A 24,292-nucleotide genomic window follows, 5' to 3' on the forward strand; every position below is an offset into this window, starting at 1 on the left:
GCCGTCAGCTCGGCAGAGGCCTCAGCACACCGCGTCGTTGCAACTCCCGTATGTGCTCGGCGGCCCGCTGCGGGGCGGCGCCGCCGGTGACCAGCACCCCGGCCTCCAGGTTCCTGCGGACTGCCGACTCCGTGAGGTTCGCGCTGCCCAGCAGCAGTATCCGGCGGTCGGCGACGGCCAGTTTGGCGTGCTGACGGGCACGGGGGTTCTGCCGGCGGTCGGGTGCCCAGTGCCACAGCCGTACGCCGGGCACGGCGGCGAACGCGTCGGCCGGTTCGGGCCCCGACAGCAGTCCGGCGGCCCCGGCCTTGGTCTCGACCACGAGGTGCACGTCGACACCGCGCGCGACGGCCGCACGCAGAGCCGCGGTCAGCGGCTCGTAGGAGCGGGCCGCATACGTCATAGCCAGCAGTTCCCGTTGCGCCCCACCTACGACCTCGGTGAGGACCCGCCCGGTGGGGCGAACCGGCACTCCTGGTGTGGCAGGCCCGCTCCAGACGGTGCTCACTTCGGCGTCGACCCGTTGCTGGGCTCGGCCGGCGACGAACCCGCGCAGGTAGGCTGCGGCTTCGGCGGAGGGGACGCGGTGATGCTGGAGCGACGCGTACAGCGCCCGAATAGCGTCGCTCGCACGCGGATCCTGGATCGTCACGAGCGCATGCTCCATGCCTTGCCCACGCGCCAGCAGGCCCGCCAGGTCCTTGGAGCGGGCGGAGCCGAGGACCGAGACCACTGCCTCTGCCGCGGCCTCGAACTCCGCGCGGCTCATGGCCGCAGTCCCACCGGCGTCAGGACCTGGTCGCTCTCGTCACCGAGCGGCACGAGGAAGCGGCGGTCGAGGAAGCGGTTGCCGCGCTCGCAAGTCGTCTCGGAGACGAAGAGACAGACGTGGCAGGCGGCACCGTGCAGGTAGTCGGCGGGGTCCCGAGGCAGCCGCTCGGCGCACAGTGGGTCGGAGGAACAGCGCGCAGCGTCCCGCAGGGCCCGGCGCACGATGCGCTCGAAGTGGGGATCCTCGGCGAGGGAGACGAGACCCCCCAGGGTGCCCTCGGAATCGGGCACGGCGGTGTAGATGAGGATGCCTGTACGCGGATGTACGGCATCTCCCGCGTAGATGCGTTCCCCCAGGCTGGCTGAGCTGTAACCGCATTCCAGGGAGATGGTGCGGATCAGCAGGTGGGAGAGCGAGTGGAGGGCGATGTAGCGCTCGCCGGGCCAGCCCCGCATGGGGTCGAACTCGCCTCGCAGCCGGTCCGACTTCCGGTTGGTGCGGAAGCGCGCGAAGGCCTCGCGGTGGGCCTGCATGGCGGGAGACTTCTGCATCCGCTCCTCCCACTCGGCCATGAGGTCCTCCGGTACTCGCAGGAAGATGCCCTCACCTCGGACCTCGCTCGCCGGCACCCACGACTGCGAAGTGCGCGAGAGGCGCACGGGTGTGGCGATCTCCGGTGCCTCGGGGTCCGGCGCGTCGAGCCGGGTGAAGCCGATCAGCGCGCGGGCCTCGCGCAGCCGTTGCACCTGACGTACATCCCCGAAGAGCCCGGTGAGGGCATCGGGTACGGTCACGGACTCCATGGCGAAGTCGTCCGTGGCATCGGGCAGAGGAGAGGAGGAGAGAACCTCCCACTCGGGGCTCAGGAGATCGGCCGGGACCACCACGCTGGCCGTCGGGCTCGTCTTCCCGTCCAGCTGCTCCTGGTGGGCTTCGACGGCGGCGATGAGCGCCTCCGCGTCGTAGTCCTTGAGGTAGGCGTACGGCGGCATCTTCGCCAGCAGGTCGTACGCCATGCGCGAGGTGACGTTCTGCAGTTCGGCCCAGCGTTCTTCGACGAGGTCGGCCAGGTTGGCGTTCTTGCTCGGCGGCAGTGCGAGGGCGCTGAGGGTCATGGGGAACCACTGGTTGGACGCGCCGGCGACCATGAGTGTGGCGTCCTGGCCGCAGTCGGGCTGGTAGGTGCCGAGGTGCGGGTGGCGTCCCCGGCAGGCGGGGAGGTTGCGTCGGCCCCGCTCGCCCATCGCGTCGCGGATGTTGCGCTGCTCACCGCAGGCGACGCACTCCAGGGTGACGTTGGCGGCCTGGTTCCCGCCGTGGTCCTTCATGCGCAGCAGTGGCCTGGGCATCTTCGAGCACGGGCTGCCGTGGTGGACGAAGGGCGCGTACGGGAACTCGTCGAGGTGACCCGCCGTGCACACGAGCGTGAAGCGGGCCGCGACGGCGAGGGGCTTGCTGGGCTTGCAGTCGTGGACGAACTTGGCCTCGTGCGGGGTGCGGGGGTTGTTGTTGACGAAGGTGAACGCCTGGGCGTCGATCGGCGCAAGGAGGTTACAGGCCGTGCACCGCAGCCACTGCGGGAACGGCGTGACCGGAACGCCCACGGCCTGCGCGGCCCAGTCCTTGGGCGCGTTGTCCGCGCCCTCCGCCCAGGGGGCGGACCGCAGTTCGGTGATCTGGGCCTCGCCGTAGAGCTGGAGGGAGCGGTTGACGGCCGTACGCAGCCGGGGCTCGTCGATGACGTAGTCGGTCAGGCCGGCATGGCTCCAGGCTTCCAGACCCTTGACCAGGACCGAGAAGTTCGGCAGGTCGATCAGGGAGCCGACGCCCGCCGTGTACATCAGGTGGCTGGGGCGTGCCGCGCCGACCCGCCGGTAGTGGCCCGTGCTCATCGTCGTCCCTTTCCGGCCGCGCGGTCCGCGGCGTCCCCGTACTCGTCGGCGTCGACCGGTGCGGCCGCCATGTCCGTGTCGTCCTCGGCTGGCGCGAAGTTCCAGTCGGGCCCGCTGTGGGTGGCCTGGTCCACGAAGTTCCCGCCGCCGGGCAGCAGCAGGTTGAGCTCGTTCTCGGTCTCCCGCATCGACATGGGCACGGTGAGTTCGTCCCAGCGTGAGCCGTCGGCCTTGTGCAGGAGAGGTGTGACCAGGATGTCCTTCCTCTTCTCCTTGCGGTAGCCGAGGACGCCGCCGCTCTCGCGCTGCTCGGCCCAGGAGTCCTTCAGCGCGGTGATGCGCTCGCGCAGGTACCGCTGCGCGCGCTCGCCCCCGATCCGGTCCGCCCGCTCCAGGAACCGTTGCTCCACGTGTGCGGCGATCGGCCCGTCGAGGTCGACGTCATGGGCGTCGGTGTTGCGCGAGTGCTCGTACACGGCCTGCCGCAGCGCGGCGATGTAGGCGGGGGCGGTGCCCCGGTCGAGCGCACGGCGGGTGAACGGTGTCACGGACAGCGCCTCGACCTGGCGATAGAAGGTGGCGTGGTAGTGGGCGAAGTCCTCGAAGTGCGCCAGGTCTCGGGGGCGGGACCAGTTGTAGAGGGTGACGACGAGTCCCGGGCGGCGGGCGTCACGGCCCACGCGGGAGGATGCCTGGATGTACTCGGCGGTGTTCTTGGGCTGTCCGACGACCAGCATCAGACCGAACCGGGAGACGTCCACGCCGACCTGGAGCATGGAGGTGGCGAGGACGACGTCCACGGCCTGCTTCTGCGACGGCGTCGGCAGTACCCGTGGGGCGCGCTTGTCGCGCTTGGCCGCCCCGTACTCCGCGAACAGTGCCTTGCGCCGCTTGGACGTGTCCCGCTCCGGGTCGAAGGAGCTCTCCAGGCGCTTGAGGGTGGCGCCGATGTCGGCGGAGGAGATTCGCGAGGTCAGCTCCTGGATGGTCAGCATCCCCGCTTTGGTGACGATACGGTCCGCGATCGTCTCGTGCCCCTTGCGGCTGCCGTTGACCCGGACGCGGGTGGCGATGTCGTCGTCCATGTAGCGGCGCATACCGGCGAGTTCACGGGTGGCGTTGAAGTAGCCGACGAGCGTCATGTACGGGTCGGCGGGCAGGCCGTAGTCGTCGAACTGCTGCTGCGCGCCGAGCAGCAGGATCTCGGCGACCCGGATCTCGGCGGCCTTCAGCCGTGTGCCGTGGGCGCACACGCCGAGGTAGCGGCGGCCGGGGGAGGTCCGGCTCAGTTCGGTCTGGCGGGAGAAGAACGTGTCGGAGATGTCCAGCACCTGCGGCGGGAACACCGCGACCTGCCGGCCGAAGACCCCGCGCACCTGCTCCGCCGCCCGCTTGGTGGTCGCCGTCGACGCGACGATCTTTGGCCCCACCTCCTGACGGCGGCCTTCCGCGTCCGTGTATGTCCAGCTGCACAACTGGTCGACGGCGGCCTCGAAGAGCCCCACCGTGGTGCCGAGCGCACCCGAGATCAGATGCAGCTCGTCCTGGATGATCAGGTCCGGCGGCCGCAGCCGGGTCACGGGCCGCGCGGTCACCGCGGGCAGGTGCTCACCCTTCTTGTTGTGCCGGCTGCCGCAGCCGGTGCGCTCGTCGAGGTCGTCGTGGCGGTAGCCGTGCCGGGGGCACCACTCGGTGACGCGCCCGAACAGCAGCCCCGCGAAGCCGTTCCACGGCAGCTGGGCCAGCTTGTCCACGGTGGCGATCACCATCGCCGGGGCGAGCCGGTAGATCTCCTCGTCCACGGTGATCACCGGAATGCCCTCGCCGCGTGCCGCGAGCCGCGAGAAGGGGCAGGGTTGTTCCCCCTCACCCCGCGGGCAGTACAGCAGGACCCGGCGCCGGTCCGCGTCGTAGTCCATGTTCGAGTGGGCGGTCAGCGTCTCCCCGCACCACGGACAGCTCAGCACCTGGATGACCCGCGCGTGCTTGTCGCTCGCGCTCTCCTTGGCCCCCGCGATCTGCTCCTGCGCCTCGGAGAACCAGTTCGGCGACACCGAGTTCCCCACCCACAGACCGATCCGGAACGGCGTCTCGCCCCACCGCGCGTCCTGCTTGAACGCCTCGCGCCGGAGCACCTCGCACGCGCTGACCAGAGCGGCCGCCCGCTGGAACTGCTGGGCCGTCAGCAGCCGCAGCGTGTACCGCATGAGCACACCGACACCATCACCGCCGTCCCGCGCCTCCAGCCCGCGGCCCACCGTGCCCTGCAACCGCCGCAACGCGAAGGTGAACGCGGCCAGACCCAGATACGCCTCGGTCTTGCCGCCACCGGTCGGGAAGAACAGCAGATCGACGAGGGCCTCACGCCCGGTCCCGCGGTGCGGGTGGCCGGGCCGCGACAGCGAGGCCACGTTCAGCAGGACGAAGGCCAGCTGGAAGGGGCGCCAGCTCGCCGCCTTCTTGCCCTCGGCGCGCACGCTGTCGAAGGCGTCCTGGTACGAGACACCGTCCTGGCCGGCTCGCAGCCCGGCGATGGCGGTGTTGCGCCGCTGGAGTGCCATCGCCCGGTTGGCGAACCGGAACGCTTCGAGCGTGTCCGGGTCCGCGCCGAGCGCGTCGATGCCGAACGCGATGCGGTGGCAGACCTCCACGGCCTGGTCGATGGCGGTCTCGGCGGCGATCCGTAGATCCTCCGGTAGCCCCTGTGCCTGCCTGCGCTGTTCTTCCAGCCAGGCGCTGTAGCCGTCCGCGAGCGGGGCCAGCGCGGCAGCCAGCTCCTTGCGGCGTGCGGGCACGGCCAGCTTCGCCAACTCGTCCATGCCCAGTTCGAGCCCGTCGAGAAGGGGCTGCTCGACGGCGGTGGGCGCCGACGTGGACGGTACGTCGTACTCCGGGAGCCAGGTGGTGGTGAGCCGGTGGGCTCGCCGTTCGCCCTTGCGTACGTCGACCTTCACCGCGACATTGCGGCCGACGGCGTGCCGCAGGCTGTCCCGATACAGCAGCCGCAGCCGCCGCTCCTCCACGTCCTCGGAACTCCCCGCGGAACCGGGGTCCAGCGGGTCGTCGATCGGCAGGAATACGGCGGCCTTGTCGTCGGGGAAGGCCGTGACGGTCAACTCGGCCTGGAACAGCCATTGGGTGTCCCGCCGGTCCGACTCGCCCTCCCGCAGCCGGTTGACGAGCGCGACCTCCACGACCCGGAGGTCCTCCCCGCCCTCACGGGTGGCCCGCTCGCGCACCTGTACGTCCAGGAAGACGCCCGCGGACTCGTTGCCCTCCAGTATCCGGCTCTGGTCGCCGGTCCGCGTCACGTCGATGTCGCACGGGTGCCGCACGTCCTCGCGTCCCCAGACCTGGGTCGTACGCCCGTCGTTCGTGAGACCGCTGGTCAGGGAGTAGCGCCCCCAGCTCGCCGTCACGCTGAGCGTGCCGATCGACGCGGGGACGACGAACGACAGCCCCATCGAGGAGGCCCAGATCCGCCCGGAGGCCTGCGGCGTGAGGCGCTCCTCCGGCCCGCCCTCTTCCTTCCCGTCGTCACTGCCGGGTTCGACGTCGGCAAGCTGGGCGGCATTGCGCGCGATCTGTGTGGCGGTCTCGCTGCTTTCCGGGCGGGGCCCGAGCATGCCCACGAGGTACCGGTCACGCGGGCCGGCGGACCGGGGCGGAAGCTCCTCGGTGTCGCCGTCCCAGGGCCCGAGGAGATCCCGGCTGATGTACTTCACCAGGCCGTCACGCACGTCGTACGAGTCACCGGGCAGGAACGTCTGCGGTACGTCGTCGATGGGGTGCGGCACGCCAGGAGCGGCGGCGGGCTGGGGCGGCATGGTGATAGGGCCCTTTCCTGCGGGGAGCCAATGGGGTGAGGCTACCGGGGCACGGCAGCGCGCGGCACCCACGAAGAGAATCTCATGTGTTGACTGAGTTCACAACACTCTTTCGGATTCAGAAGAGAGTGTCCCCTCGCGGGAACAGGCCGTCGTCGAAGGGGCTGTCGCCGAAGAGACCGGCCTGCTCGTGCTCGCGGCCCTCCTCCCGGACGGTGTCGGCCGACGAAGGCTCGGCGGTGTCGGGCGGGGGCGCGATGAGGCCCGCGAGCTTACGTGCGTCACCACTCGTCATGGCGTCCAGTGCCCGCAGCGCCTTGCCCCGCATGGCCTCGCGCAACGCGGGAGGCAGTGCCACGCTGACCATCCGGAGCATGCGGTACGCGCCGGTCGAGTCCGCTACCAGGAAGCCGAGTTGGGCCCGACCTGCGCGCGAGAGCACCAGCAGCTCGCACATCTCGTGGGCGTCGTCCTCGTCGTACCGAAACCGCATGACCAGGTTCTGCGCGTCCGGGTCCGTGGCGGGGAAGCCGACGAGCATGTCGTGCGGCTCGTTGAGCGTCCGGTGGCCGATCCGCACCTGGCCGTCGTGCTTGAAGCGGAGCGCCGCCGCCGACTCCAGGCCGCCCTCGACGACATACAGCCACCACGGCTGCGAACCGACGGTGCCCGTCCAGCCGAGCTGTCCCGTCCGCGAGAACACCTGGGCCACCATCCCCATCCACTCGGGAACGATCGCACGCTGGCGCTCGGCCTGCTTCAGCGGCGCGTAGTCCTCCTCGGTGAAGACCGGGGTGGGCAGCGCCGGGTCGCCGTCGGCGCACCAGATTTCCGCGTACCGCTGCAGATAGGCCTCGCAGCGGGCGGCTTCCGGCGAGTCCAGGGCGAGGTGGGCGCGCTCGAGCGGAGTGAGCCGCGGAATGAACTCCTCCTTCAGCCAGCGAAGGTAGGCATGGCCCGCGTCCCGGATCGACTCGGAGTTCTCCCGCAGGTCGGTCGGCAGCATGTCACCGCCGGCCTCCAGGTTCCCCTCGATCACGGTGGTGAGCGCCTCGGCGAGGGCCCGCTCCCGGTGGACGAGCATGAGATGGCGTACGGCGGTGAGCTCGGCGGCGCCTTCGGTGGCGTACGCCTCGACCTCCTCGGCCAGCCCGTCGAACCGCGTGAGGACGATCCGCGCGAACTCGGCTTCCTTGCCGTGAGTGTGTGCCTCCAGGTACTCGAAGTACCCGCACCAGTCGTCGTCGCCCGGCCCCTCGCCGGGCACCAGCCCGCGCCGCCAGATGCCGTCGCTGTCCACGCCCCAGCGCTCGCGCAACTCCTGGTGCACGCGCGGCCAGCCCATTTTCTCGGCCCTCGTCTCGGCCCACCGGGCGAGGAGCCCCTCGCCGAGCGGCTCGCGCCACCACGACTGGAGCAGCCGAGTCGTCGGATTCCGTAGGGTGAGCCACAACTCCTCGACTTCGGAGAGCCGTTGTGGGTCGCGAGCACCACGCGCGCCAGCCAGTCTGACGAGGTCACCGGTGACGTAGGCGATCTCCTGCCGCTCCATGTCGGACTGCGCGAGCCGGGCGAGGACGGTGGCGGCCACGAGGTCGTACGGGCCGAGGTCTTCGGGGAGGTTTCCGGCGATGGCGGGTGACAGCTGTTCGAGGTGGATCGCCAGGTCCTCTGTCAGGTCCTCGAACCACTTGCGACGGAGCGAGCGGAATCTGCCGGAGTTCGTTGGGGCGGCCATGAGGCGAGAGCATATGTGTGTTGACTTAGTTCACACAAGATGTAGGGTTTTCTCGGTGCAGTGAACTGATGCGAACGGTACAGGCGGAGGCCCTTGTGCACAGCGTGACCGGTGATCAGATCAAGATGTTCAGGAAGGTACCCAAACAGCGCGTGACCGCCTTCCTGAAACGGAGCGGATGGCGGTTGCTGCCCAACGAACGCAGCGAGAGCGTGTGGGTGATCGAGGACGGCGGACGGGAGAGCCTGTGCACCGTATGCGACGGCGCGCGCGGGGGATTCGACGTCGGTATCGACCCCTGGGAGCTGTACTGCCCCCAGCACGAGGATCCGGTGGCGGCGCTCGTTCACCCCTCAAGGGGCGAACAGGGTGCAGAGGCTGTCATGCGTGCGCTGTGCTCCCAGAATCGGATGACGCCAGAGGACCTGCTCAACGCCCTCACCCTTGAGCGCAGAGACGAGGCGCATCTGTACCTGAGGAGCCGACCGTTCGAGTTTCCCGTCCAGGCCGAGGTGTACGAGAACGCCATCCACGACCTGTTCGAGATTCTGTACCTCTGCTACGACTGCGCCGGCGCGGAACAGGGAGACGACGCTCTGACGTACAGCGACGTCACATTTGCCGCACCCGACCATGTGGTGCTTTCCTTCGGCCGTCCGTACGCCGAGGAAACCGGCGAGGCCGCGGACCGCGTGCGAACCCTGTCCCGCCGAGCTGCCGAGCAGCTGGGCACCCCGCTGAACTGGCTTCACTCCTCGCAGCGGGATCGGTCTGTTGTCCGGCAGTACGCGACTGGCGAACTGGTTCTGGAAGAGGTCGTGGAGCCGGAGGATTTCCGGGCTGGCGCAGGGCCGGAGCGGGCTCTATGGGATGCCCTCGACACGTTCCGGTACCAGACGGCCTTCTTTGCCGACTGGCGGTTCGACTGGGGCTGGGACGTTGAGTGAGTCAGGGGCTACTGGCTGGGGGAGTTCGGGTGAACTCGGCCTAGACGGTCCTGACGTAGTAGTTCCGCAGGCTGCTCAGCTCCAGCCGCGGCCAAGTGGTTGCGCATGACGGCCTCGATCTCCGTGGCAGCGCCTGTCGCGGGGAGGGCGCAGGGGGTTCTCGTCGCCATTCTCCATGACAAAGCTGGTGTGGAACCGCTCGCTGGCCGGTGAGGGAACGTACGAGTAGCGGAGCTACTGGGCGAACAAGGCCGCGGTGTGCGCGGTCACATCGATAAGGCTGATGTGAGCGTAGTCCGGGGCGAGCATGGCGGCCGCCCCGGTGACGAACACGCACGACGCCACCTCGCTCTCGAAGTCCAGGACAGGGGCATCCCGGAGGTCGGAGGTGTTCGTCTCAAGGCTGCGGATTTCGGAGTTTGCCGGGTTGGCCATCGCGCTCTTGCAGTGACGCAGCTCCGACTCGTCACTCCGGTACATGCCGTCGATCAGCGGGTCCCACTTCGAGGTGCTGTTGGCGTCCACCTTCACGGGCTTGGCGAGCGTCTCGACCCGCTCGATGCTGCGGAAGCTGTGCTTCGCACAGTTCGGGTCGCGTGCGTGCTTTGCCTCGATCAGGTATCCGCCGACTGGGCGTATGCCGTCCACCAGGAGCTCTCCTGCTTACGGGCTAGCCAACGGTAGCCCGCGCTCCGGGTGGCCGGCCACGCGGAGCTAATAGGCGTCGTTGGGGTTGGTGCGGCCACCGTCTCCCGCGAAACTTCCCGTGTGCCCAGGGACGCCTTGAACACGCCTTGGCTATGGCCTTCAGGTCCAGTGGCAGTCCCACGCTCATCTCCAGCTGGTGAACCGGCCCATTAGTTCGATCAATTGACTATCTGTTCTATCGAACAGCCGTCTTTCGCGGTGGGTCCGGTTCGCTACAGGGACACCTCGGTCCGTGGGCTGACGTAAGTGGTCGTACAACGGCTCCGAAGCGGACGGTTGTGTCGAGGTGCTTGCTGGCTACCCGTCAGGCATCCCGGTCCGCTGCTCCAAGGCCCCTCATCGTCCCGCGCTGGTCTTCGCGGTGACTGGATGGTCATCCTTCGTTACGGCAGTGAAAGCGAGCGGCGTTCGGCGCTGAGGATCAAGCCGGCGGTACGAGGCGCGGCGGCAGAGGGCTCGTATGGTAGGCGTACTTTGCGTATGCGCGTTCTTGCTCTCTTCGCCAGATGGCCGTGAGTGCTTCATCGGTCTGAGGGACAGCGAGGCCGATGTCCTTGAGGATCTGACGGAAGAACGGGACCGGTCCGCCGTTTGGTCCCGTGGCGAGAGCGGAGAGCAGAGGGACGTCTGGCGCGGGGGAGCAGTCCATGTCCGTCAGTATGCGGCGCAGAGCTGCGTCCCTGAGGGTGCGGGCACCTGGCAGGTCGTGTAGGTCGATGGTTTCACGACGACTTGCCGCGTCGATGAGTCCGCGTCTGATCCGAACCTCTGCTCTGCCGAGTTGGTTGGGCAGGGACGCCGGGACCTGCTGTTTTGGAAGGGACGCCTCGGGAGTCGGGACCGTTGGTGTGTGCTCCTCGTTGTGCTGGCGCGCGAGGAATGCCGTGGCGGCGATGTCCGCACGAGCACTTTCGAGCGCGTCTTCCAGGGACTTGAGGTGATGCTGGCGGCTCTGGCCCGCCGCTCTGACCCTCTTGGATACTCGCCCAACCGGCACTTCACCCAGCCACACTTGTGCACCCAAGATCACTTTGTTGGATCGTTTGCGCACAAGCTTGCTGAGCTGCGGGCGCAGTTCGTTCAGCTCGGCGATGAGTTCGCTCAGGCGGGTGTCCTGACGCTTGGTCGAGAGTAGTGAAGTCTTGCGAGGAGGCGCGGTTACGGGCGGCGTTTTCCATGCTCGTAGGGCCTTGGTGACCTGGCCTTGAGGCAAGGAGTGAGGTGTGAGGTCCAACCGGGGACCCATCGCCCTTGCCGGTTGGCCGTACGCGGCGAATGCGCGCTCCGTCTCGACAGCGGCCCACCGCTTGAGCTGAGGGGAGCGCTTGGCGAAGGGAAGGCCGAGGCGGTCGAGGATGTCCCCGAGATAGGGTAGTGGGCCGCCGTCCTGATGGATCAGCACCGAGCGGACCGGAACGTACTTGGACAGCGGCGAGTCCACCTCCACGAGGAGATCGCGGCGCTCGATGTCAGAGAGTTTTGAGAGTTCCCAGCCGATCGTGCGGGCGAGGGCCTCCCAAGTGGTCGTCGTGCGCAGTCGGGCCAAGTCGGCCAATGTGTCACGGAGTTGAGTGACGAGGTCGTCGTGTGTCCGAGGCTGGGGCTTGGCAGCTGGTTCGGCCTGGGCGGCCGTGATTGTAGAAGGAGACTGCGGGGTGGCGGGAGCTTCGGGCTCGGCCTGCTTGGTGTTCAGTGAGGCACGGGCGGGAGGCGGCTCAGGCGCGAGCGGCATTCCGGCTGGTGGCGGACTCCAGAGGCCCGTTTGTTGGGCCTCGTGGGCGTTGAGGCGCATGTAGCGGTTGGCTTCGATTGCCCAGCCGTGGCCGTCTTCCAGGACGAGCATCCGGGCGGAGTCGGGGACGCGGTAGACATGTTCGGCCGGCGGTGCGTCCGTATCGGCGGGTAGCGAAAGCAACGCGCGGACGATTGGACTGTCGACCGGTTTGACGTCGGCCAGGACGAGGCGGCGGTCTTCGGCGGCGAAAGGAGAGTGCGAGGGGGAATCGGCTCCTGCGACCGGTGCGAAGACGAGACTGCCTTGAATCGGGACGGAGCGCGGCTTCGGACGGGGGTGGGATATGCGGATGGTCTCGACGTCTGGGGTGGTCAGGCCAGTTGGCGTCAGTTCACAGTCTTCGAGGGGAGTCCACTTGATCGTGCCTGTACGGTCTGGGGTTTCGGTGCCGATGTGAACGCGTCGTTCACCGCCGACGGTCTCGCAGCGGACACGGAGGCAGAAGCCGTGCCGGCCTGCGAGTTCGCGAGTGACGGGGGTGTCAGGGCCGAAGATCCAGTCGAGGTCTTCGGAGCCTTCGGTCAGATCACCGACAGCACGGCGCCAGGCGGGGTAGTCGAGGCCGCTGAGCTGGAAGCGGAGACGGCGGCGGGCGTCTGGCAGATAGACGTCGACGGCGTCACCGGGACCGGTGCCGAGATTCTGCGTCTGGACCTTGCCAGCCAACTTCTTTTTCTGGAACAGGCGTTGCATCCCGCGCTTGATGAAGAGATGGTCGGCGCTGGATTCGCCGTTCGCCGTGCGATGGCAGATGGGCGCGTTTGGGTGATGCGCGAAGTGACAGACCTTGTCCGTGTAGCGCTTGTCGCTCAGCTCGCCGCCACAGCCGCCGAGTTGGGTGCCGCACCAGTAGGTGTAGGTGGGATGGGCCTTGCGCCAGAGGTCCAGCTCGAACGCCTCCATGGGGAGGATGACCGGGTGGTCGGAGTTCGCGTGGCCGATGACGGCGGTTTGGACAAGGCGGTGGTCGAAGGCGATGCCGGAAGGAGACATTGAGCCTCGCGGTGGGTGAGCGGTGGCGTGGTGTGTCTGGGCTGCAGGTGGTGCCGCGATCCGTGGCTGAGGGCGATACAGCCACGGATCGCGACAGCTGGCGTCGGTCGGTGTGAGCGGTATCTTCGCTCAGAAGATGGTTCCCTCGGGCCGGAAGAGCCCGTCGTCCTCGAAGTCGACTATGGCGGACTTCCTGCCTTGTTCAGCCTTCTTCCGGTATGCCTCGGCCGAGGGCGAGGGCATGTCCGGGTGCTGTTGCGGCTTCTTGTGCAGTCCGAGGAACACCTCGTCGGCGTACGCTTGGTGATTGAGCTGACGGAGACGGTCGATGATCTCGGTGCGGGCGAGGAGACCGATGGTGTAGCGGGTGCCCTGATTGGTCTCGTGGAAGCCGTGGTTGAGTGGGAAGGTCTCGTGGGCGAGGCCGGCGGTCGGCGTCGCTCCGGTCTCGTCCAAGAGGTCGTGCCAGCCGTATGCCTCGATGGTGGCCTTGTCTACCTCCTCGTGGATACGGCGAAGTTCGACGATGTCGGGGTCTTGGCAGGTCTCGTCGTGGACGAGATTGTAGGTGGCGGTCAGGCCCATGCTGCGGCGGATCATGAGTTCGCGGCGGAACTCATTGAGACGCGTACCAGCGTTGTGCAGGCGAGGGGTGGGCGCGGGGCGGACGAGTGGCATGAATACGTCGGTTGGGCTGTAGCTAAGGTCAGCCTTCATCGTTGAGCTGCGATCGAGAGCCCACCAATAGTGAAGCGCGCTGCTCAAAAGGCCAAACAGCGCAGGGTCATCAGAGGCGAAGATAACGAGTTTCTGATCGAATACCTGGCCAGTTGGTACAGTGACTGGCATCACTACCTTACTCACCTGGGCCATGGCGATGCACTGCTTCAGTGGGGAAATTGCTGCATACAGCTCCGGGCGGCTTCGTTCATACAACCACCACTGTTCCCGCGCTGTCTTGCTGAACGTCTGCTTCAGGCGTTCCGGTCGCACTTCGTTGCGAACCTTTTCGTGTGCTTTCAAGTACTTTCTGGCCTGCTCTTCGGGCCAGTCTTGGAAATTGATTACCCAGCGATCAGTGCCATGTTGGGGGTTATTGTTGACGTCCTGTCCATTGAGATAAGGGAACAATACTTTCGCGTATTCTGCGTCCTCGGCGATCCAAGCCTGCGCATCTCTTCCGGGCAAGGTAAATCCCAGGCCAAGAACGATTACGCCTTGGAAGGAGACGCCCTTATTGCTTTCTAGTGGCATCGCCCACGAAGTCTCCCGCGTGGCTGGATTTAGAGACGTTGAGATCCCGTTGGGTGCAACAGTATCTCCCAGAATGCGATCAGCATCTTCCGTGACGGTCGCCTTGCTTGTCCACACTGTGCAGTACTCCAATACTGCGGAACGAGAAGGCCACGGGGCGCTTTTAATAGCCCGCCGAATAGTCACACCTGCTGCGTCCAACTGATCCAGTCCGACTTCTCTGGTGTCGCCCTGTGCCAAAGTATTGGTGGCAACCAATCCGGTTTGGCCATCATTGTTCAGCAGTCCGTGCGCCCGCAGTTCGAAGTAAGCAACCAAGTCCGCGCTGCCCCGCTTGCTCCCTGCAAGGTAATCCACCATGTACTCGCGATAGGCCTCTCCCATTACGCCCGTCAGCTTCTGCCCGCCCAAAAAAGGCGGATTCCCCACCACCGCATCAAACCCACCCCGCTCTGCAAAAACCTCCGGAAATTCCAACGGCCAATGCAAAGGAACCCGTCGCATTCCCCCCTCCGGAAGCTCACTCGCCAGCCACTCCCGCGCCTGTTCCAGAGCCGCAGCCACCACCACCGACCCCTCAACCTCAGCCTCCGGTACGGCGACAACGTCCCGAGCCACCCGAGCCGCCACCGGAAACAGATCCCGAACCCGCTCGCCGCCGTCCTCCTCGTACCAGGGCACCCGCCCCGAAGCGCAGGTAGCCAGCGCAGCTCCCGCGACCAGAGCCCCCACCAGCCGCAGTTTCGCCGTCTTCTCCCGCACCTCCCGCAGCAGCTCCCGCTTCTCAGCCAGAGCCTCCGTCCCGTCCCCCCCTATCTCGGTGATGGCATGCCGCGTAGCGACAACCTCGCCCACCAGACGCTCAGCATCCGCCGCCGCACCGATCAGGTCGCCCTTCTCCACATCCAGGTGTACCGCCTTCAACTGCTCCAACGACGTGACCCCCAGCAGCGAATCCCCCGCCACCAACCGGTCGTCCAAGAACGTGAACGGCCGCCCAGGATCCATCGACACCAGCCACAGCGACAGCTTGGCCATCTCCACGGCTATCGGGTTGATGTCCACCCCGTACAGGCAGTGCTCGATGATCTGCCGCCGAGCCTCGATCACCACCGGGTCGGACTCCGCGTCCACTGCAGTCACTGCATCGACGGCACGCCCAGCCCGATAGGCGACCGCCTCCGCCCGCTCCTCCCGGGCCCAGGCCTCGATCAGCCGGTCACCGAGGTAACGACAGGCGGCCACCAGGAACGCCGCCGACCCCATCGCAATGTCCGCGACCTTCAGCTCAAGGATCTGGTCGGCGGTCTTCGGAACCCACGCCTTCTCGTCCGCTGTCTGGAGCGGCCCCGGCTCGTACACCAGCGGCTCCAGCGCGTGCCGTACGACCTCCTCCGCCAGAGTTCGCGGCGTGTAATGGGTACCGGTGTTCTTCCGAAGGGACGACTCCGTCACGAACAGCGAGCCCGCCGGAATCACCACAGGCAGGCCCCGCAGGTCAGGTCGCAGCAGTCCGAAGAACGGCAGGAGCCGCTCCGTCAGCGCCGCATCCCGGCAGGCCGCCTGCAACAGCCGCCGCGCCTCCGCCTCGACCTCGCCCTTCGCCGGAGCGAGCAGCTTCTCCAGTCGGGCCGCGCTCGCCGGCGGCTTCGGTTCCTTCCACGTGTCGTGGATCTTCTTCGCCAGCGTCTTGACGTCCCGCGTCGAAGCCGCGAGCGACTCCAGCTCGGCCAGCGGCACCTCGTGCTCCATGCCGGCCGGGCCGATGAGGCCGACCATCGTCTCGACGGCGCGCTCACCGTCGTAGGAGAGGAGACCCTCGTACACGTAGCCGATCTGCTCGACGTCGAGGGCGCGGAAGCTCAGTGTGCGGGTCTCGCGCTGCCTGCCGGTGCCGACGTGGACCTCCTGAACAGCTTGGAGCATGTGGAGGACCGTGCGGTCGTCGATCGGCAGCAGCGGTGACGTCGTCTCCAGCCACGGGTACTTGTCCGGGTCGAAGATCGAGCCGTCGTAGGCCGGGAGTTCCAGGTCCGGGTGCTGGACGCCGCCGTGCACGGCGTGGAACAGGGCGATCAGGCGGTGCCATGCGGCCGTCGTGTGTTCCAGGGACGCCTCGCCCTCCGCGTCAGCACGGGACTTGAGTTCCGCGCGCAGGAAACGGGCCGAGTACGACGTGGCGTATACCTCGTTGTCCGAGGGAAGCAGGCCTCGCTCCTCGGCGAAGAGGAGGAAGACGACGCGCATCATCACCGCGACCGCGCCCCGGTAGACCTCGCTCGCCTCGACCCCCGACGCGCGCAGACCCGGTGCGCCCTGCTCCATGGACCGCGCGTCCGCCCGGCCGATCGCGTCCACCAGCAGTTCCACCGCTTGGCGGACCTGGACGCCGAGCGCGTCGGTGACCTCATCACCAGCGTCCAGGCTCTTCTTCAGCAGGCCGACTAGAGTCTCGGGCTCCTCGTACTCGAAGAAGCGACGGCGGCGCAGCAGCGAGATGAAGGCGCGGACGACATTCCGCTCTGCCGCCTCGCTCCAGCCGATGGCATCGAAGACGGCGGTAGTCGTGACACCGCCGACCGGCGCCCACACCAGGCACCACCAGCGGCCGTCCGTCAGGAGGCCCAGCGGTACGCCGTGGTGGCGCAGCAGGCGGGCCAGGCGGTCGGCCGGAGGGGCCGACCAGTCGTCGCCCCAGTTCGGGCGGGCCGTGGGGGAGGTGCCGCTGGGCACGGTCATGCCCAGGACGCGGACCCGCTTCGCGGCCGACTCCACGTCCGGCTCGGACGCCAAGTCCGTACCAGGCTCAGACAACGCGAAGTCGGCACGCAGGTGGACACCGTGCTCGGGCACCTCAAGACTGAAGCGGTCCAGGGCCAGGTCCGGGACGTCCTCGGCCGCTCCTGCCCGCAAGGTCAGCGCGTCGCCCCACTCGAGGAGCGAGCGCAGGACGTGCGCCACCCACTCGCCGCGGCCGGCCTTGGTGTCGATCTGCCAGTCGGCGTGGTGGGCGCGCAGGCGGGCCCGCTGGTCCTTGTCGACGGCGTCGAGCTGCGGCCATGCCTGGAGCAGGACCGGCATCGTGAGGAAGGGGCCGGAGACCTCGGTGAGGTCGAGCCACTCCTGGTGCTGGGCGCGTCCGTCGAGCGCCTTGGCCTTGGCGGCGGCGAGTCCTCGGGAGGCGGCGGGGCGGGGGCTCATCGGCGGGCTTCCTTTGCGGGGATCACGAAGACGACGGCGACGGGGAAGAGGTGGGAGCGGGGCTCGCGGTAGCGGGCGGCGATCGTTGCGAGTTCGCGTTCACGCTCGGCACCGAGGCTCTTGATGCGCTCCTGCCAGCGCTCGCGGTCCTCGCGGTACTGGCGCTGCTCTGCGGTCGTCACCTCGCGGGTGCCGAAGAGAGCGATCTGCTCGTTGGCCTCGTCGCCCTCCTCCTTGAGCTTGGCGCGCAGACCTGCCTCGAAGCGGTCGAGGGTGGCCTTGATGCGGTCCTCTTCCTGCGTCTGCCGGGTGGCGAGCGCGGTTTCCAGACTTGCGCGACGCTCACGGGCTCGGGCGGCCAGCGAGTCGTACAACGGCCCGTTGAGCTTGGACCAGGCGTCGGTCAGCTCCTGGCGGAGGGCGGGAGCCGCCGCGGTGCCGTCGGTGAGGGCGTTGGCGAGGGCCTCACCTTGCGTGCGTACGGACTCCCAGCGGCGGAAGCGGCCCGTGTCGCCGAACCAGCCACCCGCGTGGAGGATCTCCTCGTGCAGGCGGGTGCCGTCCACGCCCACGAGGACATAGCGGGCGTATGCCGAGACCAGGGTGGTCTGGATGTTCGGGTCGTCGCTGACGACCGCCGCGACCCGGTGCAGGCCGACGCTGTCCGCGTTCCACACGGCGGCGGTGAGCAGCCGGGTGGAGAGGGCGACCAGCGGGTGCTTCAGGTGGGCGAGGACGATGTCGTCCCTGCCTTGCGCGGCGATCTGCGGGTCGAAGGTGACGGGGCGCTGCTCTGCCGGGCGGAGCTTGTGAGCCAGGCCGCGCGTGGCGCGCTCCCAGGTGCCGGACAAGGGCGGGACGTCGTACAGGCCGCCCTCGAAGAACTCGCTGTAGTGGCGAGCGAGGGGCTGCTGGTGGTCCAGCTCGAGAGCCGTGTCCACCACGCGCTTGATCGTGGTCGGGTTCAGGCCGAGCGTGTCGACCGTCTCCTGGTACTGGTCGGCCAGTCGCTTCGCCTGAGCCGTGACGTTCTGTTCAGCGGCGATCGTGCCACCGGTGTTCTTCCGCCCCGCGATCTGCTTGGCCTTGGCGTTCTCGATGTCGACCGGCGTGTGGTCACCCGTCATACGCCGCTGTACGGCGTCGGCGATGACGGCATTGACCGAGCCGAGGTCTTCCTCCATCCGCGCGACCTTGCGGGCGACACGGGAGAGGAACTCCAGGTCGGCCTCGTAGGAGCCGGCCTTGGCCTTCTCCCAGCCAGCGCCGATGAAGTGGCTGATCTCCGGGTCGTGCTTCTGGCCCCAGCGGTCGACACGGCCGATGCGCTGCTCCAGCTTGTTCGGGTTGAACGGGATGTCGTAGTTGAACAGGCGGTGGCAGTGGTTCTGGAGGTCGATGCCTTCGCTGGCCGCGTCGGTCGCCAGGAGGATACGGACCGTGCCTTCCTCAGCGGAGGGGTGTGCCTGGAAGCCGAGGCGGATCTGCTCGCGCTGCTCGGCGTTCAGCCCGCCGTGCAGGACGGCCACGCGCCCGCCGTCCGTGAGTTCGTGCTGCTGGAGCAGGCTGAACAGCCACTTCTGGGTGTCGCGGTACTCGGTGAAGACCACGACGCGTTCGTTCGTCCAGTGCTTGTCGGGGCGGCAGATCGCCTTGACCGCGTTGATCAGCGCGTCCGCCTTGGAGTCGGCCGCGGCCTCGTGGGTGAGAGCCCAGCGTTCCATCTGCCGCAGCAGCTGCAGCTCCTCGCCGTCCTCCTGAGGGGTGAGGCTGGTGGAGCGGGTGAGCGCGTCGTCTTCTGCGTCGGCTAGGCCCAGGTCGTCGAGTTCGGCGGCGAGGTCGGCGAAGTCGTCGAGCCAGTCAGGGACTTCGGCGGCGGCCGAGCGCGGGCGGCCCTGGGTGTCGTCCAGGTGGGAGAGATAGATCTTGACGGTGTGCAGGAAGGCGGCGGGGGAGGAGAAGAGTCGCTTCTTCAGCAGCAGGGTGACGAGGTCGGCGGCTCGGCGGCCACCGCGTGCCTTCGGCGCCATGCGCTGCTTGCGCAGGTCGGCGAAGCAGCCCAGCAGGCCGTGCACCTCGCGTTCCAACTCCGTGTACTCGACGGAGAGTTCGCGGGTCCTGCGGGTGGTGAAGCGGGGCGTGCCGTCCGGGTTGGTGACGTTGGCCTTCAGGCGCCGTACGACCGTCTCGTCGCGGGACTGCTTGTCCACGTCGAGACCACGCGCGAACTTCTGGTTGTCGATCAGCTCGAGCAGGGCCGTGTACGACTCGGGATAGCCGTTGTGTGGAGTGGCCGAGAGGAAGAGACGGTGCTCGAAGTGCGGTACCAGGCGCCGGATCAGCTTGGTCTGTTGCGAGTCGACGGCGTACACCTGCTTGGGAGCGGCGGGTGCGACGTGGTGGGCCTCGTCGAGGACGAGGAGGTCGAAGAAGCGGCGCTGACGGGCGCCGTCCTCTCCGGTCTCCTCCCGAGCCGGGATCACCTCGTCCAGGAGGCGTTGGGCCTTGGTGCCGCGCAGCCAGGGGAGCGAGACGATGGTGAGGGGGTGCACGCGGAACGGATTGGCCGCCGTGCCGTGGGTGCGGCGCAGCCGGGCGCAGTGCTCGGAGTCGACGATGGTGAAGTCCAGGCCGAACTTCTCGTGCATCTCGTCGCGCCACTTGAGGGTCAGGCCCGCCGGGCAGACGATCATGACCCGGTGGGCGCGGGCGCGCAGCAGCAGCTCCTGGACGACCAGGCCGGCCTCGATGGTCTTGCCGAGGCCGACGTCGTCGGCGAGGAGAAGGTTGACGCGCGGGGCGCCGACGGCGCGGGAGACCGGTTCGAGCTGGTACGGCTCGACGGCGACACCGGAGCGGAAGGGTGCCTGGAGGGTCCTGACGTCGGCGGAGGCCACAGCCGACCAGCGGACGGCGTCGAGGAAGGCCGCGAGGCGCGAGGGCGGGTCGAAGCGGCCGGTGGCGGCGTTCGGCAGGGAGCCACGGTCCAGGATCCTGCGCCCCGGTTCGACCTCCCATATGACGGAAAGGGTGTCCCCGAAACGGCCGTCGGCGACCGACTGCAGGTGGACGAGCGTCGCGGAACGCGCACTGGCGGCCGGAGCGGGCTCTACGCGGGCAACTACCCAGCTTTGGCCGCGTACCTCGACCAGCTCTCCCTCCTCGGGGATCCGGTCGGATGCGTCCGCGCCCCGTCCGTGGTCCTGCCGAGCCGCCTGCGTCGTCATGCTGTGGCCTTCCTTCGTGGCTCGTATGCGCGTGGCATACGGCATTGACCCTACGCAATTCAGGACATGCGGTGGGACCGAGTGCCGTGCATGGAGACTAACAAAGAAGTTCTACTGTGAACATAGTTCACATGGTGTCGCTTCTTAGGTGGATTCAAGCAAGCGGTCGAGCCGCTCCAGGAGAGCCTCGGCTCGCGCGTGCCGCTCGTCTCCGGCAGGCAGGATGCGCCCTTGGTCGGCCGCCAGGCCGCTGAGCTGATCACGGGCTGCTTCGATGCGGCCCCCGCGTGCGGTCAGCGCGGCGATCTCGTACCTGGTGTCGAAGACCGTACGGTCCACGGCCCCGAACACGTGCTGCTGAACGGGAAGCAGCGCCTCGAACTCGTGCAGCGCTTCCGGCGTCGGGCCGAGCTCGGCCAGACAGTGGGCGACCCCGGCGCGGCACGTGAGGACGTCGCGGTCCGTCTTCGGGCGATGCTTGCGCAGCGCACCGCCGAGGGCGAAGTAGCCGTCGTAGGCGCGTGTGAAGTCCTCCGAGGCGACCCACAGCTCGCAGAGCGTGAGGCGCAACGGGATCAGGTCGGGGTCGTTGAGGGGGCGAGGTGTACCGCGCAGGTGATTGTCGAGGAGCGCTGCGGCAGTCGCGTGCTCGCCTCGATCGGCCAGCCCTCGGACCTCCTGGGTGAGTGAAGGCGGAGGCTGCTCAGCCTTGGCCCTCGGCTCGGGCCGGGGCGAACGCGGTCCCGGGATGGGGGACTGCTGCTGGAGGCAGGTCTGGGCGACGTGCTGGACCTCCTGGGTCGAGGGGCGTTCCGTGGGCTCCTTTGCGAGCAGCCGCATGACGAGTTCGGCGAACGCTGGTGGCAGGTCGTCGCGGTGACCGGTCACCGGCGGCGGCTTCTCGTGGACGTGCTGGTAGATGAGGAAGATGGGCGAAGCGGTTGGCGCGATCTCGAACGGCGGTCTGCCTGCCGTGATCTCGTACAGCACACAGCCGAGTGCGTAGAGGTCGCTCTGTGCCGTGACGTCGCCGCCCTCGCCCTGCTCCGGAGAGATGAATCCCGGTGTGCCCGGCATCTCGTCCGCCTTGGTGAGGCGGGACGGGTCCCCGTCGGTCTTCAGGGCTGCGGCGACTCCGAAGTCCAGCACCTTCACCGTGCCGTTGTCGGTGAGCATGAGGTTCGAAGGCTTGAGGTCACGGTGGATCACATGGATGCGGTGGGCGTGCGCCAGGACATCCGCGGTCTGGGCGGCGACCGTCGTCGCGAGCTGGACGGGGAACGGCCCGCGTTCCCTGAGCAGCATGGAGAGCGTTTTTCCTTTCACCAGCTCCATGACGATGTACAGGCTGTCGCCCTCGTGGCGCCCGGTCTCATGGACCGCCGGCACACTGGGGTGGTCGATCCGGGCCGTGAGCCGGGCTTCCCGTTCGAAACGCCGCTCCAGGTGACGCAGGTCCGCGCCCTGGCTGCGGGAGCTGAGGAACTTGACCGCCACCACCCTGTTGAGCTGGAGATCCCTCGCGGCCCAGACCTCACCCATCCCGCCCCTGCCGAGACGGTGCAGCAGCTCGTAACGCTCCTCGAACGTGCCTCTCACACCCAACCCCCGGGTCCCCACGGACGTCCCGACGCGCCCGGCCAGTTTTCTGTTCACCCATTCTCACCCGTGCCGTGACGGGTTGATCACACCTGGTACGGCCCCTGAGGCAGTATGAAGGGGCGTCGGGGGTCCTCGGAGGCGAATCCGCGCAGGTCGGCAGCGGCGGACGGGGTAGGAAGCCACGGACCGAGCGCGCCGTAGACATCTGCCGCGGAGTCCGGCCGGCCCTCGCGACTCTTGGCCATCAACGAGGACACCAGTGCCTGAAGCCCTTCCGGTACATCCACTCCCTGCTCGGTGAGGGTCGGTGGCCGTCCGTTCAGATGGCCGTTCAACAAGGCCATGGGATTCTCCGAAGGGAACGGCGGGGTGCCCGCCAGGAGGTGATGCAGCAGGCAACCGACGCTGTAGAGGTCACTGCGGGCGTCCGGGGCGGGAGTCCCGGAGAGCAGCTCGGGGGAAGCGTAGACGAGGTTGCCGAGACGCTGGCCCGTTGTGGTCAGGGCAGGACCGTCGTCCGCTGCCAGCTTCACGAGACCGAAGTCGAGGATCTTGACCACACCGTCGCGGCGGATCATCACGTTCTCCGGCTTGAGATCCCGGTGAATGAGGCCCGCGGTGTGCGCGGCGGCAAGGCCCGAGCAGATCTGCGCCGCCACGGCGCACGCGGAGGTCACGTCGAGCCGTTCCCGCTCGCCCAGGACGGTGCCGAGGGTCTCCCCCTCGACCAGTTGCATCACGAGCCAGCGCAGGTCACCGGTGATGTCGGCGTCGTAGACGATCGCCACGTTGGAGCTGTCGAGGGTGGCTGCGGCTCGTGCCTCGCGTGCGAAACGCTGCTGGAGACGGTCGTACTCTCGTGAGTCCGCGAGTACGGCTGCGTCAGTGATCACCGTCTTGACGGCGATCGGTCGGCCCAGCCGCCGGTCGCGGCCCTTCCAGACGCGCCCCATACTTCCCCGGCCCAGCGGTTGCTCCAGCTCGTAACGGTCTCCGAGAACGGTTCCTTCGCGGACGGCGTGCATGACCTTTCCTCCCGAGCGCGGTCAGCCGGAGCGTGCGGAAGTGATCGTAGGCCCAAACGACGGCAGGTTCCCTTAAATGGGGTCTGTGAACAAAGTCAACGGCCGTAGTAGGCTGGCCTCCAGGGCGGGATGGTGTGGCTTGTTCATGTGTAGCTGTAGAGCTGGGATTCCACTCTCGATCCGTATCGCCTGGGAGATCTGATGACGTCGTCACGCGCCGTGCCGGTGACCTTGGCCGAGATCGCGCGACTCGCCGGGGTGGGGCGAGCTGCCGTGAGCAACTGGCGCCGACGGCACGAGTCCTTCCCGCAGCGGATCGGCGGCACGGATGTGAGCCCACAGTTCTCCTTGACGGAGATCGAGGCGTGGCTGCGTGACAACAAGAAGCTCAGGAACGCCGCGGGCCGTGACTGGCTGTGGCCCCAGTTCGAGGCGCTCGGCAGCCGGGACGAGACGGGCCTGGCGATCGCGGCCGCCGGGCGGTTGATGAGCGGCCCGCGAGCAGAGGGTGGGGTGCCGGATGACCTCTCCGGACTCTCGGCGCGGGCGCGGGAACTGGTCGCGAAAGCGTTGGACCTCGGGCAGCGTGAAGGCGCGGCGGAGACCTTCGAGTTCCTGCTGGGGCGTTGGCTCGACGTCAACGTGCGCCAGATCAGCACGACTCCCGAACCGCTGGCGGCGCTCATGGCCGACCTCGCCCTCCGCTTCAGGGCCAGGCCCGAGAGCGAGGACGGCCGCGTCCTTGCCGTCCTCGATCCTGCCTGCGGGACAGGTCATCTCCTGGCCGCAGCCGGCGCGATCGCCTCACCGGTCGTGCTCACGGGTTGCGACAGCGATCCAGTACTCGCCGCCCTCGCCGACGCCCGTCTGGCGCTGCTGCCGCGAGCGGCGGGAACCGACATGACCGCGGACGCAGAGGTCGGAGACTCACTGCGTGCCGACCCCTTCGCCGCCATACGGGCGGATCTCGTGCTGTGCAATCCGCCCTTCAACGAACGTGATTGGGGCTACGAAGAGCTCGCCACGGACGCCCGGTGGGCGCATGGCATGCCGCCGCGTACCGAGCCGGAACTGGCCTGGGTCCAGCATTGTCTCGCCCGGCTGCGCCCCGGCGGCACCGCTGTGGTCCTGCTCCCACCGGCAGTGGCGACGCGCAGGGCGGGGCGCCGTATCCGGGGTTCGTTGCTGCGCACAGGGTTGTTGAGGGCCGTCGTGGGGGGGGGGGCCGGGCGCGCGCCGCCCCCCCGGGGGGGGCGGCAGGGCGGGGTGGTGGGGCGGCCCGCCACACAATTGTGCGAAAACGCCTAGGGC

General features: G+C 68.2%; 12 protein-coding genes and 1 pseudogene. 3 read left to right on the forward strand and 10 right to left on the reverse strand.

What is annotated here, in order from left to right; all coding sequences use genetic code 11:
- Positions 1-4 precede the first annotated feature (4 nt).
- The 4 genes from drmC to ABT085_RS10980 all read right to left on the reverse strand — a co-directional run bounded on the left by drmC (position 5) and on the right by ABT085_RS10980 (position 8,229).
- Positions 5-769 (reverse strand): DISARM system phospholipase D-like protein DrmC, encoded by a 765-nt coding sequence (drmC, locus tag ABT085_RS10965; protein WP_351604558.1) that lies wholly within the window; start codon positions 767-769, stop codon positions 5-7.
- Positions 766-2,664, reverse strand: coding sequence for a DrmB family protein (drmB, locus tag ABT085_RS10970; protein ID WP_351604560.1), 1,899 nt, complete (start codon positions 2,662-2,664; stop codon positions 766-768). The genes drmC and drmB overlap by 4 nt, the downstream gene beginning before the upstream one ends.
- The gene (drmA, locus tag ABT085_RS10975; RefSeq protein WP_351604562.1) at positions 2,661-6,491 is read right to left on the reverse strand and encodes a DISARM system helicase DrmA; all 3,831 of its coding nucleotides are present in this window, start codon (positions 6,489-6,491) and stop codon (positions 2,661-2,663) included. Before drmA ends, drmB begins: the two co-directional genes overlap by 4 nt.
- Before the next feature lie 118 nt (positions 6,492-6,609).
- Positions 6,610-8,229 carry a hypothetical protein gene (locus ABT085_RS10980; protein WP_351604564.1) on the reverse strand — a complete coding sequence of 540 codons (1,620 nt, stop codon included), beginning with the start codon at positions 8,227-8,229 and terminating at the stop codon, positions 6,610-6,612.
- 68 nt (positions 8,230-8,297) lie between these two features.
- Between ABT085_RS10980 and ABT085_RS10985 the strand changes: the two genes are divergently transcribed.
- On the forward strand, positions 8,298-9,176 hold the full coding sequence (locus ABT085_RS10985) for a hypothetical protein (protein ID WP_351604566.1): 879 nt from the start codon (positions 8,298-8,300) through the stop codon (positions 9,174-9,176).
- A gap of 234 nt (positions 9,177-9,410) precedes the next feature.
- Here the strand turns inward: ABT085_RS10985 and ABT085_RS10990 are convergent, their stop codons facing one another.
- Entirely contained in the window at positions 9,411-9,824 is a 414-nt protein-coding gene (locus ABT085_RS10990) for a restriction endonuclease fold toxin-2 domain-containing protein (RefSeq protein ID WP_351604567.1), read from the reverse strand.
- Positions 9,825-10,137: 313 nt separating this feature from the next.
- Between ABT085_RS10990 and ABT085_RS10995 the strand changes: the two are divergent.
- Positions 10,138-10,302 (forward strand): annotated as a pseudogene (locus ABT085_RS10995) (DUF397 domain-containing protein); the annotation flags it as partial.
- A gap of 3 nt (positions 10,303-10,305) precedes the next feature.
- On the opposite strand, the gene ABT085_RS11000 reads toward ABT085_RS10995, so the two are convergent.
- From ABT085_RS11000 to ABT085_RS11020, 5 genes are all read right to left on the reverse strand, one after another.
- Positions 10,306-12,672 (reverse strand): hypothetical protein, encoded by a 2,367-nt coding sequence (locus ABT085_RS11000; protein WP_351604569.1) that lies wholly within the window; start codon positions 12,670-12,672, stop codon positions 10,306-10,308.
- A 129-nt stretch (positions 12,673-12,801) separates the two neighbouring features.
- Positions 12,802-17,127, reverse strand: coding sequence for an Eco57I restriction-modification methylase domain-containing protein (locus tag ABT085_RS11005; protein ID WP_351604571.1), 4,326 nt, complete (start codon positions 17,125-17,127; stop codon positions 12,802-12,804).
- Positions 17,124-20,354, reverse strand: coding sequence for a DISARM system SNF2-like helicase DrmD (drmD, locus tag ABT085_RS11010; protein ID WP_351604573.1), 3,231 nt, complete (start codon positions 20,352-20,354; stop codon positions 17,124-17,126). Before drmD ends, ABT085_RS11005 begins: the two co-directional genes overlap by 4 nt.
- Before the next feature lie 144 nt (positions 20,355-20,498).
- Positions 20,499-21,953 (reverse strand): serine/threonine-protein kinase, encoded by a 1,455-nt coding sequence (locus ABT085_RS11015; protein WP_351604575.1) that lies wholly within the window; start codon positions 21,951-21,953, stop codon positions 20,499-20,501.
- Between the two features lie 86 nt (positions 21,954-22,039).
- Positions 22,040-22,981 carry a serine/threonine-protein kinase gene (locus tag ABT085_RS11020; protein ID WP_351604577.1) on the reverse strand — a complete coding sequence of 314 codons (942 nt, stop codon included), beginning with the start codon at positions 22,979-22,981 and terminating at the stop codon, positions 22,040-22,042.
- 201 nt (positions 22,982-23,182) lie between these two features.
- On the opposite strand from ABT085_RS11020, the gene ABT085_RS11025 reads away from it, so the two are divergent.
- Positions 23,183-24,289, forward strand: coding sequence for an N-6 DNA methylase (locus tag ABT085_RS11025; protein WP_502982708.1), 1,107 nt, complete (start codon positions 23,183-23,185; stop codon positions 24,287-24,289).
- The last annotated feature ends 3 nt before the right edge of the window (positions 24,290-24,292 follow it).

The organism is Streptomyces sp. NPDC002265 (assembly GCF_040296125.1).
Taxonomy (GTDB): domain Bacteria; phylum Actinomycetota; class Actinomycetes; order Streptomycetales; family Streptomycetaceae; genus Streptomyces.